The 14,365-nt window shown below is 63.8% G+C and carries 7 protein-coding genes; 1 reads left to right on the top strand and 6 read right to left on the bottom strand.

Translation table 11 applies throughout. The features are described from left to right. The first annotated feature begins 103 nt into the window (after positions 1-103). The gene (locus HBN54_RS11475) at positions 104-2,236 is read left to right on the top strand and encodes a molybdopterin oxidoreductase family protein (protein ID WP_168673353.1); all 2,133 of its coding nucleotides are present in this window, start codon (positions 104-106) and stop codon (positions 2,234-2,236) included. A 203-nt stretch (positions 2,237-2,439) separates the two neighbouring features. Here the strand turns inward: HBN54_RS11475 and HBN54_RS11470 are convergent, their stop codons facing one another. From HBN54_RS11470 to HBN54_RS11445, 6 genes are all read right to left on the bottom strand, one after another. Next, a complete protein-coding gene (locus HBN54_RS11470; protein WP_168673352.1) occupies positions 2,440-3,246 on the bottom strand; it encodes a phosphatase PAP2 family protein in 807 nt (268 codons plus the stop codon). 182 nt (positions 3,247-3,428) lie between these two features. Further along, positions 3,429-4,880 carry an efflux transporter outer membrane subunit gene (locus tag HBN54_RS11465; protein ID WP_168673351.1) on the bottom strand — a complete coding sequence of 484 codons (1,452 nt, stop codon included), beginning with the start codon at positions 4,878-4,880 and terminating at the stop codon, positions 3,429-3,431. A 121-nt stretch (positions 4,881-5,001) separates the two neighbouring features. After that, the gene (locus HBN54_RS11460; protein WP_168673350.1) at positions 5,002-6,186 is read right to left on the bottom strand and encodes an efflux RND transporter periplasmic adaptor subunit; all 1,185 of its coding nucleotides are present in this window, start codon (positions 6,184-6,186) and stop codon (positions 5,002-5,004) included. A 119-nt stretch (positions 6,187-6,305) separates the two neighbouring features. After that, on the bottom strand, positions 6,306-9,638 hold the full coding sequence (locus HBN54_RS11455) for an efflux RND transporter permease subunit (RefSeq protein WP_168673349.1): 3,333 nt from the start codon (positions 9,636-9,638) through the stop codon (positions 6,306-6,308). A 396-nt stretch (positions 9,639-10,034) separates the two neighbouring features. After that, positions 10,035-13,202, bottom strand: a complete 3,168-nt coding sequence (locus tag HBN54_RS11450; RefSeq protein ID WP_168673348.1) for an efflux RND transporter permease subunit — start codon at positions 13,200-13,202, stop codon at positions 10,035-10,037. A gap of 146 nt (positions 13,203-13,348) precedes the next feature. Further along, the gene (locus tag HBN54_RS11445) at positions 13,349-14,311 is read right to left on the bottom strand and encodes an efflux RND transporter periplasmic adaptor subunit (protein WP_168673347.1); all 963 of its coding nucleotides are present in this window, start codon (positions 14,309-14,311) and stop codon (positions 13,349-13,351) included. Positions 14,312-14,365: the final 54 nt, after the last annotated feature.

Here is a 14,365-nt window from a genome sequence, read left to right as displayed (position 1 = left end):
ACGCGAGATGCCTCGGCTGCGCTCGACATGACGGTCTTTACCTTGCTACCTCATTCCCATCCACTCGCGGACTCGCAGAGTCCACGGTACTACCTGCTGCTTCATGCCCATCGAAACCCACTACCGCGCCTGCAATCTCTGCGAAGCCATTTGCGGCCTCGAAATCACTCACGAAAACGGCCGCGTCCTCAGTATTGCCGGCGATGCGCAGGACCCCTTCAGCCGGGGCCACATCTGTCCGAAAGCTGTAGGGTTGAAGGACATTTACGAAGACCCCGACCGCCTGCGCCGCCCCCTCAAGCGCACCGCCGACGGCTGGCAGGAGCTCGACTGGAACACGGCCTTGGATGAAGTCGCCGCCGCCCTGCGCCAGCAGCGGGAGGCGCACGGCCCGCACGCCACGGCCTGGTACGCCGGCAACCCCAGTGTGCACAACTCGGGCACGCAACTGGCGGCACCCGGCTTTTTGCGGGCGCTGGGCTCGCGCAGCCTGTTCTCGGCCTCGTCGGTCGACCAGCTGCCGCACCACTTCGCCGCCTGGCAGCTCTACGGCCACCCACTGCTGCTACCGGTGCCCGACCTCGACCGCACCGACCACTGGCTCATCCTCGGTGGCAACCCCCTGGTGAGCAACGGCAGCCTGATGACCGCGCCCGACGTGGCCAAGCGCCTGCAAGCCATTCAGGCCCGGGGCGGCAAGGTGGTGGTCGTCGACCCGCGCCGCTCCGAAACCGCCGCCAAAGCCGATACTCACCACTTCATTCGCCCGGGTACCGACGTGTTTTTGCTGCTGGCAATGACGCAGGTGTTGTTTGCCGAAAACCTGGTGAAGCCCGGCCGGCTGGCCGGCATCACGGATGGTATTGAAGCCCTGGGCGCGGCCGTGGCCGAGTTCACGCCCGAGCACGTTGGCGCCATCACGGGCATCGCGCCCGCCGAAATCCGCACGCTGGCGCGGGAGCTGGCAGCCGCTGAGCGCGGCGTGATTTATGGTCGGGTAGGGGTGTCGGTGCAGGAGTTTGGCGGGCTATGCCTCTGGCTGATAAATGCCCTGAACCTGCTTGCCGGCCACCTCGACGAGCCGGGCGGCTACATGTTTGCCACGCCCGCGCTTGACGTGCTGGGCAAGCCGGGCCCCTATAACCGCTACGACCGGTACCGCAGCCGGGTGCGCCAGGCCCCTGAGTTTATGGGCGAGCTGCCGGTGGCCTGCCTGGCCGAAGATATGCTTACGCCCGGCGCAGGCCAGCTGCGGGCGCTGGTCACGAGCTGCGGCAACCCGGTGCTGTCCACGCCCAATGGCGGGCAGCTCGATGCCGCCCTGGCCGGTCTGGAATTCATGGTGTCCATCGACATCTACCTCAACGAAACCACCCGCCACGCCCACTACATTCTGCCCCCCGCCACCGGCCTCGAAACCGCGCATTATGATGTGAGCTTCCACGCCCTGGCCATCCGCAACACCAGCCGCTACTCCGAGCCGCTGTTCGACAAAGGCCCCGATGCCCGCTACGACTGGGAGATTTTCGAAGGCCTGCGCCAGCGCCTCGAAGCCGGCGACGCTTTCGACGTGGCCACCGCGCCCGCCCCCGAAAATCCGGAAGCAAAAATCGACCTCGGCCTGCGATACGGCGCCTACGGCCGCACCGGCCTCTCGCTGGATAAGCTCCGCGACAACCCCCACGGCATCGACCTCGGCGAGCTGCAGCCGCGCCTGCCTGCCGCCCTGCGCACCGAAAACCAGCGCATCAACATCGCCGCCCCGCTGTTCCTGGCCGACTTAGATAGGGCCCGCTGCGTGCTGACCGCTGGGCTATTAGTGTCTGATAATCAGTTATTACTTATCAGTCGGCGCGAGTTGCGCTCCAATAACTCGTGGATGCACAACCTGCCCCGCCTCATTAAAGGCCGCAACCGCTGCACCCTGCAGCTCAACCCCGCCGATGCCGCCGCCCGCCAGCTTGTTGATGGCCAGCCGGTGCGCGTGCGCTCCCGTGTTGGCAGCATCGAGCTTCCCGTCGAAATCACGCCTAACCTGATGCCCGGGGTGGTCAGTATGCCCCACGGCTACGGCCATGCCCGCCCCGGCACCCGCCTGGAAGTGGCGCAGGCCCACGCCGGCGTCAGCATCAACGACCTCACCGACGAGGCCCGGCTCGATGAGCTGACCGGCAACGCGGCGCTGTCGGCCGTGCCGGTGTGGGTGGAGGCGGCAGACGTCAACCTCACCCCCTGACCCCTGCCGGGTACGGCCCCTCTCCAAAAAAGAGGGGGCACCGGTTCGGACCAGGTGACAAATCAAAAAAGAGCCCAGCGCGTCGCACTGGGCTCTTTTTTGTTAGCAGGTTTTACGTCAAAAGCATTTCCGGTTCCCCCTCTTTTTTTGGAGAGGGGCCGTGCCCGGCAGGGGTCAGGGGGTGAGGTTGACGCGTGGTACGTTTACTTCTTCGGCCGCCAGGTAATGCTCATGCCCGTGGCCCCGTTGCCGAAGTAGGCCGGAACCATGCCCACATCGCGGCCGATGGACTTGCGGCCCCAGCGGTTGCGGTGGCTCAGGTAAGCCAGGTGGGCGGAGAGGATGCCGAAGCCGGCTCCGGCCACCACGTCACTCTGCCAGTGCTTGTCGTTAATCATGCGCAGGGCGGCCACGCTGGTGGCAATGGTGTAGGCGCCCACGCCGTACCACTGGCTCTTTTCCCGAAACTCGGTGTGCACAATGCTGGCCGCCAGGAAGGCCTGCGCCGTGTGGCCCGAGGGAAACGAGAGGTTGTCCTGCCCGTTGGGCCGCGTCTCATTGGCCAGGTATTTCACGGCAAATGTGGAAGCCAGCATAATGGCCTCGCCCTTGGCAATGATGAGCAGGGTGTTGATGCGGTCGTTGTGCGACTCCACGCCGGCAATAGCCACGGCCGCCAGCTCGAAGTAGGGGGCAATAATGAGCGTGTTATCAAAACCCGTGCTCACTGGCCGGAACTGCTTTTGCGTAAACTCCCGCGCGCTGCGGTTGATGCCCGCATCGCCCTGCGCCGTGATGGCTCCGTAGGTTATCAGCGCGGCCGGAATGGCCAAGGCCCGGAACACCTTGCTTTTAAAAAAAGGAGCCTTTACGGCCGAAGAAACACCGCTGGGGTTTTCGTATTTCTTGGTGGTATCGGAGGGAGCCGTGGCCGGCAGCTGAGCGTAGGCGGGAAGGCTACCGAGTAGCAGCGCAACGGCAGCGAAGCGAGTAAGAATAAAAGAACGCATGAAAGAAAGAATGTAATCGGTAAGCTGTTTAATCGGGTACTACGGGCCGAATAACATAAACGTAACGCTTGATTCTGTTGAAAATCTTAACAGGTTATCTTATAGGGTATTGCCATCATAAAAAATTCCCTTTCAACTCGGAAGGGAATTTAGAATCTGTGCGAAATCTGTTGAATTAGCCGCTATTCCCAGCCACCGCCCAGGGCTCGTACCAGCGCCACGCTGGCCCCCAATAAATTGCTCTGCGCCTGTGTGAGCAGCGTGGCCGCGTCGAGGGTCTGGCGGTCGGCATCCACCACCTCAAAGTAGTTGGTGAGGCCGGCCCGGTAGCGCTCCTTGGTGAGGGCGCTGGCCAGGCGGGCGGCGCGGTAGGCGCGCTGGCGCGCTGCCACCTGGGCCTGGTACTGGCGCACGTCGGCCTGGCTGGTTTCGGCTTCCTGAAACGCCACGAGGGCCGCCTGGCGGTAGTCGGCCACTAGCGCTTCGGCTTCGGAGCGGGCCACCTGCTCGTTGGCGCGGTTGCGGCCGCCGTTGAAGACGGGGATGCTCACGCCGCCGCCCACGTAGTATGTGTAGTTGTCGGCCACACGGGCCAGGTCGCCGATTTTGGCACTCTGTGGGCCGAGGAAGCCGTTGAGGCGCACGGTGGGCAGGCGCGTGAGCTTGGCTACATCCACGCGGGCGCTGGCGGCGGCCAAGCGGCGTTCGGCCTGCTGCAAATCGGGCCGGCGGGCCAGCAGGGTGGCGGGCAGCGAAGTCGGCACCGCCGGGGCCACCAGCGGCCCGGACTGCGCGGCCACCGCGAAACCACTGGCGGGCATGCCCAGCACTGTGGCCAGCGAGGCTTCGAGGCCGAGGCGCTGGCGGCGGGTTTCGAGCACACTGGCATCAACGTTGGCCAGCTCGGTTTCGGCGCGGTGCACGGCAATCTCATTATCCACGCCCGCCTGGTAGCGGGCGCGGGTCAGGTCCAGGCTGTGCTGGCGGTCGAGGCGGGCGGTATCGAGTACCAGCAACTGCGCATCGAGCCCGCGAAGGCCGAAATAATAGGTCGCGGCATCGGCGGTGAGGGAGAGCAGCACGGTGCGGCGGTTGGCTTCCTGCACCTGCGCATCGGCCTCGGCGGCACGGATGCTGCTCCGGATGCGGCCCCACACGTCGAACTCATAGCTGGCATTGATGGGAATGTAATACTGCGTCTGAATCACCCCGAGGTTATTGGTAGCCACCGGAAATGGCACCGGCCGCAGCCCCGAGAGCCGCGAGCGGTACACCTGCGGGTCCACCGTCACCAGGGGCGAGCGGTAGGAGTTGGCTACCCGCACGTTGGCGCGGGCACTTTCCACCCGGGCCAGGGCTGCCTGCAGGCTGAAGTTCTGCGCCGTGGCCTGCTGCTCCAGCGTGTTGAGGCCGGCATCGTTGAAAAGCGTCCACCAGCTGGCGGGCGCAGGCGGGTTGTCGACGGTAGGCGGCGTGCTGCTGGCCACGGCGGCCGGCGGCGTGGCGGCGGTGAGACTGTCGGCCGTGTTTTTCCAGGCGGCGGGCGTGGGCAGGCTGGGGGGCGCGTAGCTGGGCGGCCGCACGCAGCCGGCCAGCAGCAGGATGAGGGAAAAAAGGGAGAGGCGGAGGGTCATTGCTAGTTGTCGGTTTGCCCGGTCCGACCACCCTAGGCGGTCCGACCGGTTGCCGTGGGGGCGGCATCGTTCTTACTTCAACCGGTCGGACCGCCTAGGGCGGTCGGACCGGGCCAACGTCCTATTTTACCGGCGACGACACGCGCGGGGCGTCCGGGTCATTGGGCCGGGGCTTGGCGGGTGGGGGGCCGGCGGGCTTGGCGGGCGGGGTGAAGGCTTTGGTTTGCACGGCCTGGCCCTCGGTGAGGGTTTCGGCGGGGTTCAGGACCAGCAGCTCGCCTCCTTTCAGGCCCTGCGATACTTCGAGCTGGTTGCCGAAATCGCGGCCCGTGACGATGGGTTGGTAGTGGATTTTGCCGTCCTGCACGGTGGCTACGCGGCTTTCGGTGCCGCCGGGCACCAGGGCGTTGGCCGGGATGATGACGCCGGGCGCGGTGCGTGGTAGGTAGAATCTCACTTGGGCGTAGCTGCCGGGGCGCAGCTCGCCGCGCGGGTTTGGCACCTGCACTTCGGTGAGCAAGGTGCGGGTGTTGGGGTCGAGGGCTCCGGCATTGCGCACCACTTTGGCTTCGAAGGGCTTGCCCGCGAACTCCGGCACCAGGTAATCGGCCGTCATCCCGCTTCTGATGGACGGGGCGAAGTTCTGCGGCACCTGCACGTAGGCGCGCAGCTTTTCGGTCTGCTCAATTTTAAACAGCTGCGAGCCCGGCGCGTTGCTGGTGCTTACGAGACTGCCCACTTCCACATTCCGCTGCGTGACGGTGCCGCTGAACGGGGCCGTGATGCGCCGGAAATCCTGCTGCGCCAGTAGCTGCTGCAAAGCGGCCTGCTGCACCGAAAACTGCGATTTGGCCACGTCCAGCTCCTGCTTCGAGATGGCCCCGGGCAGCGCCACGCCGGCCAGGCGGTTGTAGCTGGTTTTGGCCAGGCCGAGGTTGGCGCGGGCCTGGGCTACCTGCTGGTCGAGCTCGGGCGTGGTTACTTCGGCCAGCACCTGCCCGGCGCGTACCTTCTGGCCAATGTCGGCGCTCCACGACTTCACGAAGCCATTGGCCCGGGCAAATACGAAGGTTTCGCGCAGCGACTTGGTATCGGCGGGCAGCGTGACGGTGGTGGTATCGGGCGCGGCCTTGGCCTTGGCCACGGTCACGGTCGGGTTTGCGTCAGTCACCTGTTTGGCTTCGGCATCGCGGGTTTTTTCCTGCTTGTGGCGCGGCATATAGCCCAGCAGAAACAGCCCACCGAACACGGCCAGCAGGATGAAAATTATCAGCCAGAAGCGGCCGGAGGATTTGGAGTCGGACATTATCGTTAGGTAGGATTTCTGGCGGTTTTAGCCCGCAGAAGTCGCAGAAGTTTACGCAGATGACGCTGAACGTTCAGCGTCATCTGCGTAAACTTCTGCGACTTCTGCGGGCTAAAATTCTAAGCCTGCGCCGTAGCCACCGGCTTGACTTTTTTCAGGTATGAAAACATAATCGGCACAAAAAACAAGGTTGTTACCGTGGCCAGCATCAGCCCGCCAATCACGGCGCGGCCGAGCGGGGCATTCTGTTCGCCGCCCTCGCCCATGCCCAACGACATGGGCAGCAGGCCGATAATCATGGCCAGGGCCGTCATCAGCACCGGGCGCAGGCGGGTGAAGCCGGCATCCAGCGCCGCATCGCGCGGACTCAAATCCGGTTCTTCCTCGCGGCGCTCGTTGGCGAAGGTGACCAGCAGAATGGAGTTGGCCGTGGCCACGCCAATGCACATGATGGCCCCCATCAGGGCCGGCACGCTGAGCGTGGTCTGGGTCACAAACAGCATCCACAGAATGCCCGCCAGCGCGCCCGGCAGCGCCGTGATGATGATGAGCGGGTCCATCCAGCTCTGGAAATTCACCACCATCAGCAAGTACACTAATATGATTGCCCCGGCCAGGCCCAGGCCCAGCCCGGCGAAGGAGGTGCGCATGGAATCGGCCTGCCCGCGCAGGGCCAGCGTGGTGCCTTTGGGCAGGGTTTTCTCCGTGTCAGCCAGGATTTTACGGATGTCTTTGCTCACGCCGCCCAGGTCGCGGCCGCTCACGCTGGCATAGAGGTCCACGGTGCGCTGGATGTTGTAGTCCGAAACCACGGCCAGCGTCTGGCTACGGCGCAGGGTGGTGAAGTTGCTCAGCAGCTGGGCTTGGTTCTGGGTGGCGCTGGTCACGCCAATGTTGCCGATTTCGTCGAGGGTGGAGAGGGCGCGGGGCGGCGTTTGCACGGCCACGGTGTAGCTCACGCCGGTGGCTGGGTTCAGCCACTGGTTGGGGTTGGTTTGGGTGCTGCTGCTCAGGTTCACGAGCACGTTGTTGGCAATGTCGCGCTGCGAGAGGCCGGCCTCCTGCGCCCGCACGCGGTCGATGTCGAGGCGCAGCTGGGGCTGGTCGAAGGCCTGATAGACGAAGGCATCGACCAGGCCGGGAATCTTCACGATTTTCTCCTTGATTTCGCCCGCAATGCGTTGGTTGGCGGCCTTGTCGCGGCCAATCACCTGAATGTCAATCGGGGCGGGTAAGCCGAAGTTCAGGGTCTGGTTCACGATGTCGGCCGGCTGGAAGAAGATGGTCAGGTCGGGGTACTGCTTATGAATCTGGCGGCGAATTTCGTTGATGTAGTCGCCCGTGGGGCCGTGCTCCTCCTTCATGCTCACCAGAATCTCGCCGTCGCCGGCCCCGATGGTGGGGTTGTCGCTCAGCAGCAGGTTGATGGGGATAACCGGCAGGCCGATATTGGCGAGCACCAGGTCCAGCTCTTTGGCTGGAATTACCTGCCGAATCACGTTTTCGACCTGCCGGAAGCGCACCTCCGTTTCCTCCAGGCGAGTACCAGTTGGCGTCCGCACGTGCAGGCGCAACTGGCCGGCATCCACCGTCGGAAAGAAGTTCTGGCCAATGAGCGGAAACAGCCCCAGCGAGCCGATAAACAGCACCATGAACGCCACAATGACCTTCGGACGGTTGCTCAAGGCCCACTCCAGCGCCCCGCCATACCCGGCGCGGAACTTCTCAAACTGATGCTCGAAGCCCTTGTGCAGCTTCCAGACCCAGGTTTGGGTGATGGCCTTGCCGGCCTCACGCTCCGAATCGGTGATTTCTTCTTCGGCTTCTTCCTCGGCCGTGCCGCTGGGGTGGGCCTTCTCGTACTGCTCGCGGCGGATGCGCTCCAGGTCGCGCTCTACCTGGCTCACGGGCTGGCCGTTGCGCTGGTGCTGGCTGGGCAGGTCGGGCTCTTCCTGCGCGTGGTAAATGGGCAACTCCTTGCGCAGCAGGTACATCACCAGCGTAGGCACCAGCGTCCGGCTGAGAATGTAAGACGCCAGCATGGCAAAAATAACGGCCGTAGCCAGCGGCGCGAAGATGGCCGACGCCACCCCGCCCAGGAAAAACACCGGTACAAATACAATGCAGATGGCCAGCGTGGCCACCAGGGCCGGCGTCGCAATCTGCTGGGCCCCATCGAGAATGCTGCGCTTCAGCAGCTTCTTCATGCCCATGTTGCGGTGGATGTTCTCGATTTCTACCGTCGCGTCATCCACCAGAATGCCCACAGCCAAGCTCAGGCCGCCCAAGGTCATGATATTCAGGGTTTGCCCCAGCATATTCATCATGATGATGCTGACCAGAATACTGAGCGGAATGCTCGTCGCGATAATCAGTGTGGAGCGCCACGAGCCCAGAAATAGCAGAATCATCAGCGCCGTTAGGGCCGCCGCAATGCAGGCCTCGATGATAACGCCCTTAATGCTGGCCCGCACGAAAAAGGACTGGTCAAACAGCAGCTTGATGTTCAGGGCCGGCGGCGCATTGGCCTGGATATTGGGCAGCGCCTTCTTGATTTTGTCGATGATGTCGAGCGTGCTGGCCGCCCCGCTTTTCAGAATGGGGATGATGGCCGTCCGGCGGCCATTCTGACGCACGATGTTGGTTTGCACGGCCGCACCTTCGTGCACGAAAGCCACGTCGCGGATGTACACCGTGGTGCCGTCCACCGTCTTGATGGGCAAGTCGTTGAGCGTGGCAATGGCCTCGGGGCTGGAGTTCAGCTTCACGTCGTACTCCCGGTCGCCGATTTTGGCCGAGCCGGCCGGAATGATAAGGTTCTGGGCCAGCAGGGCCGACACAACGTCGTTGCCGCTCAGGTTTTTGCCGGCTAGCTTGTCGGGGTCGAGGTCCACCATAATCTGCTTGGGCTTGCCGCCGTTCGGCAGCAATACCGACGCGCCCTGCACCACCGCTAGGCCCGGCCGGATGAAGGCATTGGCCGCGTCGAAAAGGTCCGACTCGCCCAGGGTTTCGCTGCTAAGCGAGGTCTGGGCAATCGGCACATTCGAAGCCGAGTAGCGGATGATGAGCGGCGGCGAAATGCCCGGCGGCAGAATGCGCAGCAGCGTCTGGGTAATGGCCGTGAGCTGGGCCACGCCGGCATCGGGGTTGGAGCCGGGCTGGAAGAACACCTTAATCAGGCCCACGCCTTTCAGGCTCTGGCTTTCCTGGTGCTCCACGTTGTTCACGGTGGTCGTGATGGCGCGCTCCACTGGCACTACGATGCGCTGGTTCATCTCCTCGGGCGAAATGCCGGAGTAGCCCCACACCACCCCCACCACGGGAATCGGGATGTCGGGAAAAATATCCACCGCCATCCGCTGAATTGTGAGCCCGCCGCCCACCAGGATTAGCAGCGCCATCACCACAAAGGTGTAAGGACGCGCCAGCGCCAGTCTAACTATCCACATATCGTCCGTTTTCTAACTTGGCCGCTGCGCCGCTGCGGCCGCAATGGGTGCCGCTGCGGCTGCAAGGGGTCTTAACTCATCCGCGCGGGCTTTTGTTGAGTTGATAGCGCAAAATTAACCCCGCCCGAGGCCCTGGCAGTCACTTTTATCGACGGGGAGGGGGGCTTTCATCGACGGGGACTGCCACTACTGGCCACTGCTGGCGCGAGTTTAGCGCTGCGCCAAACTCGTGACTTGTTGTACGGGGGAGGCTGTGCCTCCCATAGCGCGGCCCGTTGGAACGGTGCGACTGGCTTGCCGCTGGCGCGGCAGGGGAGGCGCAGCCTCCTCATCGTGGCAAGGCACGAGTTACGCTGCGCTAAACTCACGCCAGCGTGCTCATCATTAAGCTGAAGCTTATGCTACGAGGGGAGCGGCCTTCTGCTGGTAAGCCAGCCGCAGCAGGCTGGGCAGCACCAGCAGCAGCAGGGGCAGTGCCAGCAGCAGGCCGCCGATGACGGCAATGGCCAGGGGCTGGTGCAACTGCGCGCCCGCCCCAATGCCGAGGGCCAGCGGGGCCAGCGCCGCAATGGCCGAGAGGGCCGTCATCAGCTTGGGCCGCAGGCGGGCCGCGATGGCGTAGCCCACGGCCTGCTCCACGGGGTTGCCCTCGGCCAGCACCTCGAAAAACTGCTGGAAGGTGAAAATTGCATTCTCGCCAATGATGCCCACCACCATAATCAGGCCGGTGTAGGAACCCACGTTCAGGGGCGTATTGGTGAGGTACAGCGCCAGCGAGCCGCCGGCCGGCCCCAGAATGGCAATGAGCAGAATCAAGCCCGCCGCTTTCAAATCCCGAAACAGGAACAGCGCCACCGCAAACACCAGCAAACACGCCGTGCCCAGAATGGTGAGCAGCTCCTGAAACGACTGCTGCTGCTCGGCATACGAGCCGCCGTACTGGATGAAGTAGCCGGGCGGCAGCGGCACGTCGCGCTCCAGCTTCTGGCGGATTTCGGCCATGGCCCCGCCCAGGTCGCGGCCGTCGAGGCGGGCCGTGACGGCGGTCATGGCCTGGAGGTTTTCGCGTTCCAGCTCGGCATCGCCGGGCGTCACGCGCACCGTGGCCAGCTCGTCGAGGCGGTGGCGCTGGCCGTTGGGCAGGAACACCGGCTCGGCGCGCATCTGGGCCAGCGTGGCCTGGGTGGCGTTGGGGTAGCGCATCCGGATGTTGAGCAATTGCTCGCCTTCGAGCACGTTGCCGGCCACGGTGCCAGCCAGGTGGGTTTGCAGCTGGGTCTGGAAATCGGTAGCCGTGAGGCCGTACTGTGCCAGGCGGCGCGGGTCGGGCCGCACGTCGATGGCCGGGCCCATCCGCACAATGCCGTCGAACACATCGGCGGTGCCGGCCACGCCTTCTACCACTTTGGTTACCTGGTTGGCCAGGGCGTAGCGCTTGGTGGCATCGGGACCAAAAACCTTTATTTCGATGGGCTGCACGGTGCTCATAAGGTCGCCCAGCATGTCGCCGATAACCTGGCCGAAGTCAATGGTGAGGGCCGGCTGGGTGGCCTCAATTTTGGTGCGGATGTCGGAAATAACTTCCTCGGTGGTGCGCTTGCGGTCGATTTTGAGGCGAATGAGGTAATCGCCCCGGTTGGGCTCGGTGATGAAAAAGCCCATTTGGGTGCCGGTGCGGCGTGAGTAGCTGGCCACTTCGGGGACTTTTACAATGAGCTTTTCGGCCTGGCGCAGCATGCGGTCGGTTTCCTCGATGCTGGTGCCGGGCGGCGAGTTGTAGTCGAGTACAATGGCGCCTTCGTCCATGTCGGGCAGGAAGCCGGTGGCCAAGCGCGGAATAATGAGCACCATGCTGCCAATGAGCACCAGAATGCCGATGATGGAGTAGGCCGGGTGCCGGATAACGGCCTTAACCCAAGGGATTTCGTGGTGGGCGGAATCCTGACGGGTCACCTCACCCCCTGACTCCCTCTCCCGCGGAGAGGGGGCACCGGCAATGCCCGAACGGAAATCGTCCGGCTCCCCCCTCTCCGCGGGAGAGGGGGGCTGGGGGGGTGAGGTGACCGGGGAGGGCGATTTTCCCTTCCGTGACAGCAGCAGGTAAATTACCGGCAGCCCCAGCCAGGCCACCAGAAACGAGCATACCAGCGCCACCACCATCGTAGTAGCCAGTACCTTAAAATAGGCCCCTGCCACGCCGCCCAGTAGCGCAAACGGCAGGAAAATTACAATCGTGCTCAGGCTAGACCCAATCAGGGCGGGCAGCAAATGGCCCACCGACTTGCGCACTACCTCGCCGGGCGTGGCCCCGGGGTGCTCCTCGCCCACGCGGTGCAGCTGCTCCACCATCACCACGGCATCGTCAATCATGAGGCCGATGGCGGCGGCGATGGCCCCCAGCGTCATAATATTAAACGAGTAGCCCAGGCCGAAATACAGCACCGCGATGGTGAGGGCCAGCGCTACCGGAATCGCCCCCAGAATCGTCATCGTAGCCCGGAAGGAGCGCAGAAACAGGGCCGTCACCACGAGGGCCAGCGCCAGGCCAATCCACAGCGCGTCCTGCACCGACTTCACTACTTCGGCCACAAAATCGGCCTGGTCATAGTACGGCGCCATGCGCACACCACTCGGCAGGCCCGATTTCAGGGCCGCTACTTTGGCCTTCACGCCATCGGAAACGAGCACCACGTTGGCATCGGGCTGGCGCAGAATGGAGACGAGCACGGCATCGGAGCCGTTGGCGTTGATGCGGGTGTATTCGGGCTGCTCGCCGAGGCCCACGGTGGCCACGTCGGCCAGGCGCACAATGCGGCGGCCGTCGTTGCGGAGAACAATGTTTTCGAGGTCTTCCTTCTGGATGATGGTGGCGTCCGTCACCGTGAGGTAGAGGCGGCGGTAGTCGCTCAGGTAACCATTGCTCTGCACGAAATTGGTAGCTGTCAGTGACTTGGTTATGTCGTCGGGCCCCAGGCCGAGGGCGGCCAGCTGGTCGGGCAGCAGCTGCACCTGGTATTCCTTGGTGCGCCCACCCTGGATTTGCACCGACGACACGCCATCGACCTGCGACAAAAACGGCTTAATGGTGTAGAGCGCCAGCTTGCGCAGCTCCAGCGCCGAGCGGCCCGGCGCTTCCAGCGTGTAGCCCATCACCGGCAGAATGGCCGGGTTCATGCGCTCCACGGAGATGTTGACGTTAGGCGGCAGGTCGCCCCGAATCTGGTTCAGGCGCGACTCAATCAGCGTCTGGCTCTTGGCCACGTCCACGCCCCAGTCCAGAAAGGCCGAGATTTCGCAGCTGCCCCGGCTGGTGGTACTGCGCAGCAGCTTCAGCCCCGGCACCCGCTTGATGGCGTCCTCCATGGGCTTGGTCACGGTCACCATCATGCGGTCCACGGGCTCCAGGCCGTTCTCGGCAATCACCTTCACCTTCGGAAACGTCACCTCCGGAAACAGCGCCACGTTGATGCGCCGGTAAGCCACCGTGCCCAGGGCCAGGGCCAGCGCCAGCAGCACCGCAATGGGCGCTTTGTAGGCTTGGAAAATGGAAGGACGGTTGGGCATGGGGGAGGATATTATCGAAAACCAGAGAACGTCATGTCGAGCGTAGCCGAGACATCTCGCGTGGGATAGTAATCAAATCGTTGAAAAAGGATTAGTGGCGGCACGCGAGATGCTTTGCTGCGCTCAGCATGACGTTCTTTTGCTTACTACTGCTCTGCCGCCACTGGCCGGGTCACCTTCACGGCCGCCGTATCATCCAGCCCAAAGTTGCCGCTAAGCAAAATCTTATCACGGGGATTGAAAGAAGGCGACTTGATTTCGATGTGGTCTTTCTCCTGCGCGCCCACTTTTACCGGCACTTTCACGGCCGTCGAATCATTCAGCAGCCGCATCACCCAAAACGCGGTTTGCGTTTCGTTGGTGAGCACGGCCCCGCGCGGCAGGGTGCTGGCCAGGTGCGGCGCGGACTTATCGATTTCAACCTGCACGGCCAGGTTCTCGGGTAAATCCGGAAACGTGCCCACCGGGCGAATGGTGTAGCGCTGGGTCTGAATGCTCACGTCGGCGGTGGCCAGCACCTCGGCCACGCGGCCGTTCAGGATGCGGCCATCGGGCAGGAAAATGCGGCAGCTCTGGCCGGTATGCACGTAGCGCAGCTGGGTAACGGGCACATCGAGAACGAAGCCGAAGCGACTGCGGTCGTAGGTGAGGCCGAGCTGCTCGCCGTCCTGCACGTAGTCGCCGGCCAGCTTATCCACGGTGGCCAGGATGCCCGCCCGGCCCGATTTTATCGGAATAATGCCGCTGAATTTCAGGCGCGGGTCGCCGGTAAGCTTATCCAGGTGCAGGGTCCGCGATTCTTTGGTTTGAATGGTGAACACCGTTTGGCCGGCGCGCACCAGCTGGCCTACCACAGGCGTGGGCGGCAGCACGTAGCCAGTGGTAGTGGCCCGCAGCGCGTCCTTGGCCGGAAAGGCTGACACGGCGCTCAGGCGCAGTACATCCGTCAGCGTATCCGTCTGAATGGTGCCGATGGTGACCAGCGCCCGAGGCTTCATAGCGGGCTCGTCGCCGCTACCGGCGGGGGCGGCGTCGCCGGCAGCCGCCGGGTCTTTCGAGCCGCAGGCCGCAAGGAATGGGAGGAGCAGGAGAAATCGAAGAAGGTTCATGGAGTAAAATAATGTAGCGTGGACTCTGCGAGTCCGCGAGCGAGCGCAGCGAGC

Source organism: Hymenobacter artigasi (genome assembly GCF_012275535.1).
Lineage (GTDB): Bacteria > Bacteroidota > Bacteroidia > Cytophagales > Hymenobacteraceae > Hymenobacter > Hymenobacter artigasi.
This window is presented reverse-complemented; position numbering and strand designations above follow the sequence as displayed.

Excerpts from the sequence above, each read along its gene's own strand:
- HBN54_RS11450 (WP_168673348.1), bottom strand. The coding sequence starts at position 13,202 with ATGCCCAACCGTCCTTCCATTTTCCAAGCCTACAAAGCGCCCATTGCG.
- HBN54_RS11445 (WP_168673347.1), bottom strand. The coding sequence starts at position 14,311 with ATGAACCTTCTTCGATTTCTCCTGCTCCTCCCATTCCTTGCGGCCTGC.
- HBN54_RS11460 (WP_168673350.1), bottom strand. The coding sequence starts at position 6,186 with ATGTCCGACTCCAAATCCTCCGGCCGCTTCTGGCTGATAATTTTCATC.
- HBN54_RS11465 (WP_168673351.1), bottom strand. The coding sequence starts at position 4,880 with ATGACCCTCCGCCTCTCCCTTTTTTCCCTCATCCTGCTGCTGGCCGGC.
- HBN54_RS11475 (WP_168673353.1), top strand. The coding sequence starts at position 104 with ATGCCCATCGAAACCCACTACCGCGCCTGCAATCTCTGCGAAGCCATT.
- HBN54_RS11455 (WP_168673349.1), bottom strand. The coding sequence starts at position 9,638 with ATGTGGATAGTTAGACTGGCGCTGGCGCGTCCTTACACCTTTGTGGTG.
- HBN54_RS11470 (WP_168673352.1), bottom strand. The coding sequence starts at position 3,246 with ATGCGTTCTTTTATTCTTACTCGCTTCGCTGCCGTTGCGCTGCTACTC.